Genomic DNA, 3,281 nt, shown 5'->3' with positions numbered 1-3,281 from the left:
CCCGAAACCACATGATCGCTGGATCCACGCCATCAGGTCAGTGTCTCAACCACCACACAGAACTGGCGTTGAGCGAGTCACCCGGAATCATCCGGCCGAGATGACCCGCTTAACACCAGCCACCTAGAACGTGGCCGCGTGCCGTTCGAGGAAGGTGTAGACGTCGGCCTCGTCCACCCCGGGGAACGAGCCGGGCGGCAGCGCGGCCAGGACGTGGGAGTTGGCGCGGGCCGACGGCCAGGCGTACCCCTCCCAGCGTTCGGCCAGCTCGGTGGGCGGGCGGCGGCAGCAGTCGCCGGTCGGGCAGCCGGACTTGGTCCGGTTCGTGGTCTCCCGTCCCCTGAACCAGCGCGACTCCTTGAACGGCACCCCGAGCGTGATCGCGAAGTCCCGCTCCCGCGACGGGTCCACGTGCGCGACGCAGAAGTACGTGCCGGTCGGCGAGTCGGAGTACTGGTAGAACACCGAGAACCGGTCCGGCGAGCTGAACACCTGCCGCCCCGACCACTGCAGGCACATCCGCTGACCCTCGATCGCGCCCTGCTCGTCGGCCGGGAAGACGATGCCGTCGTTCTCGTAGGCCTTGTAGATCGTGCCGCCGGCGTCGTTGCGGACGAAGTGGCAGACCAGGTCGAGGTGGTGGGTGGCGAGGTTGGTGAAGCGGTGCGCGGCCATCTCGTAGGAGACGGCGAACACGTCGCGCAGGTCCTCCACCGACAGCGCCCGGTCGGCCTTGGCCTCCTGGAGGTAGAGCGTCGCGGCCTTCTCCGGCACGAGGACGGCGGCGGCGAAGTAGTTGGCCTCGGTGCGCTGGCGCAGGAAGTCGGCGAAGTCGCGCGGCTTGCCGTGGCCGAGCGCGAGGTGGCCGAGCGTCTGCAGCAGGATCGTGCGCGGGGTGTGCATGCCGAGCTGTTCGTGCTTGACGTAGATGCGGCGGTTGCGCAGGTCGGTGATGGAGCGCACCGACCTGGGCAGGTCCTGGGCGGTGTGCACGGTGAACCCGAAGTGGGTGACCAGCCCCTGGATCATGCTCTGCGACAGGGCGCCGGTGCGGTAGCCGACCGCGTTCAGCGCCTCGGCGGCGGCCTGCTCGATCTCGGCGAAGTAGTTGCCCAGCTCGCGCTGCCTGCGCCGCAGCTCGGCGTTGGCGGCCCTGGCCTCCTCCGGCGTGGCCGTGCCCCTGGCCTGGCGGGCGCGCAGCTCCCCGTACAGGCCGAGGATGTGCTCCAGGACGTCGTTCGGCACGCGCGCGGAGACCTTCAGCCTGGGCAGGCCGAGCCCGGCGTAGACGGGGTCGCGCTGGGCCTCCTCCAGCGCGATCTCCAGCTGGGCGCGGCGGTTGGGCGGCTGGCGGCGCAGCAGCTCCTCGACCGGGACGCCGAGGGCGACGGCCAGGGACTTCAGCAGGGACAGCTTGGGCTCGCGCTTGCCGTTCTCCAGCAGGGAGAGCTGGCTGGGCGCCCTGCTGACGCGTGAGCCGAGGTCGGACAGGGTGAGGCCCCGTTGTTTGCGCAGGTGGCGCAACCGCTGGCCAAACGCGATCAGATCCAGCTCTTGCGTCAAAGACAGCGGTTCTTCGCCTAGCAAGGACGCCATAGGCGCATCTTAGACAGAAATTCTGCTCATCTTCCAGGGCCCCGGCGCCTGTGACGCACGTCTCATTGGATTGGTCTAGTCCATAGGGAAAACTCTGGATTTCTTCTCAGCCGAATACTCGCCAGTATTCAGATTTGGCGAAATTTCTTCGTTTCTTCTCGCGATTGACGCCTATTACCCCCTACCTACTCGGGCAGAGACTCGGCACAGGCCCCAGGGGACGACAAAGGAGTGAAAACATGAACGATCGCCTCAAGGGAGCTGCTGAGCAGCTGCAGGACGAGTGGGACAACGACCCTCGCTGGGCGGGCGTCGAACGCACCTACAGCGCCGAGGACGTGATCAGGCTCCGTGGCAGCGTCCAGGAGGAGCACACCTTGGCCCGGCGCGGCGCCGAACGCCTGTGGAGCCTCCTGCACACCGAGGACTACGTGCACGCGCTCGGCGCGCTCACCGGCAACCAGGCGGTGCAGCAGGTGAAGGCCGGGCTGCACGCGATCTACCTGTCCGGCTGGCAGGTCGCCGCCGACGCGAACCTGGGCGGCCACACCTACCCCGACCAGAGCCTGTACCCGGCGAACTCCGTTCCCGCCGTCGTGCGCCGCATCAACAACGCGCTGCTGCGCGCCGACCAGATCACCTGGTCGGAGGGCGTGCCGGACGCGCCGCACTGGCTGGCGCCCATCGTGGCCGACGCCGAGGCCGGCTTCGGGGGGGTGCTGAACGCGTACGAGCTGATGAAGGGCATGATCGCCGCCGGCGCGGCGGGCGTGCACTGGGAGGACCAGCTCGCCTCCGAGAAGAAGTGCGGCCACCTGGGCGGCAAGGTGCTGATCCCGACCGGGCAGCACGTCAAGACCCTCAACGCCGCCCGCCTGGCCGCCGACGTGGCCGGCGTCCCGACCCTGATCATCGCGCGGACCGACGCCCAGGCCGCGACGCTCCTGACCAGCGACGTGGACCCCCGCGACCAGGCCTTCACCACCGGCGACCGCACCGCCGAGGGCTTCTACCGGGTCCGCAACGGCGTCGGCGCGTGCATCGCGCGCGGCCTGGCGTACGCGCCGCACTCCGACCTGCTCTGGATGGAGACCGGCACGCCCGACCTCGACGTGGCCCGCGAGTTCGCCGAGGCGATCAAGGCGGAGTACCCGGACCAGATGCTGGCCTACAACTGCTCACCGTCGTTCAACTGGAAGAAGCACCTGGACGACTCGACGATCGCCAAGTTCCAGCGGGAGCTGGGGCACATGGGGTACAAGTTCCAGTTCATCACGCTGGCCGGGTTCCACTCGCTGAACTACTCGATGTTCGACCTCGCGCGCGGGTACGCCAGCGACGGGATGACGGCGTACGTGGACCTGCAGGAGGCGGAGTTCGCGGCGGAGTCGCGCGGGTACACCGCGACCCGGCATCAGCGGGAGGTCGGCACCGGGTACTTCGACCTCATCAGCACGGCCGTCGCGCCGGACTCCTCCACCACGGCGCTGCGCGGCTCCACCGAGGAGGAGCAGTTCGCCCGCCACTGAGACGCTCGCCGTCGAGGGGAATCGTTCGGAGCACTGAGGGCGATGAGCTTTTCCTCCTGTGGGTGAGTCGTTGCTGGCCGTTACCAGGGCATGGGTGACGTTCGGCGACAAACCGGCCGCGCCAGATCCCCCCACGGTCTGGCGCGGCCGGTCCCC

At 68.8% G+C, this 3,281-nt stretch carries 2 protein-coding genes; one reads left to right on the top strand and one right to left on the bottom strand.

The annotated features are described in order from the left end of the window. Positions 1-123: 123 nt before the first annotated feature. Positions 124-1,563 (bottom strand): helix-turn-helix transcriptional regulator, encoded by a 1,440-nt coding sequence (locus KME77_RS09695; RefSeq protein ID WP_219464310.1) that lies wholly within the window; start codon positions 1,561-1,563, stop codon positions 124-126. Between the two features lie 272 nt (positions 1,564-1,835). Between KME77_RS09695 and aceA the strand changes: the two genes are divergently transcribed. Then, positions 1,836-3,125 carry an isocitrate lyase gene (gene aceA, locus KME77_RS09690; RefSeq protein WP_219464309.1) on the top strand — a complete coding sequence of 430 codons (1,290 nt, stop codon included), beginning with the start codon at positions 1,836-1,838 and terminating at the stop codon, positions 3,123-3,125. Positions 3,126-3,281 lie beyond the last annotated feature (156 nt).

The sequence above is a fragment of the Nonomuraea rhizosphaerae genome (assembly GCF_019396405.1).
GTDB classification, from domain to species: domain Bacteria; phylum Actinomycetota; class Actinomycetes; order Streptosporangiales; family Streptosporangiaceae; genus Nonomuraea; species Nonomuraea rhizosphaerae.
Note: the sequence above shows the minus strand (reverse complement) of the source record. Positions and strands in the feature narration are given on the sequence as shown.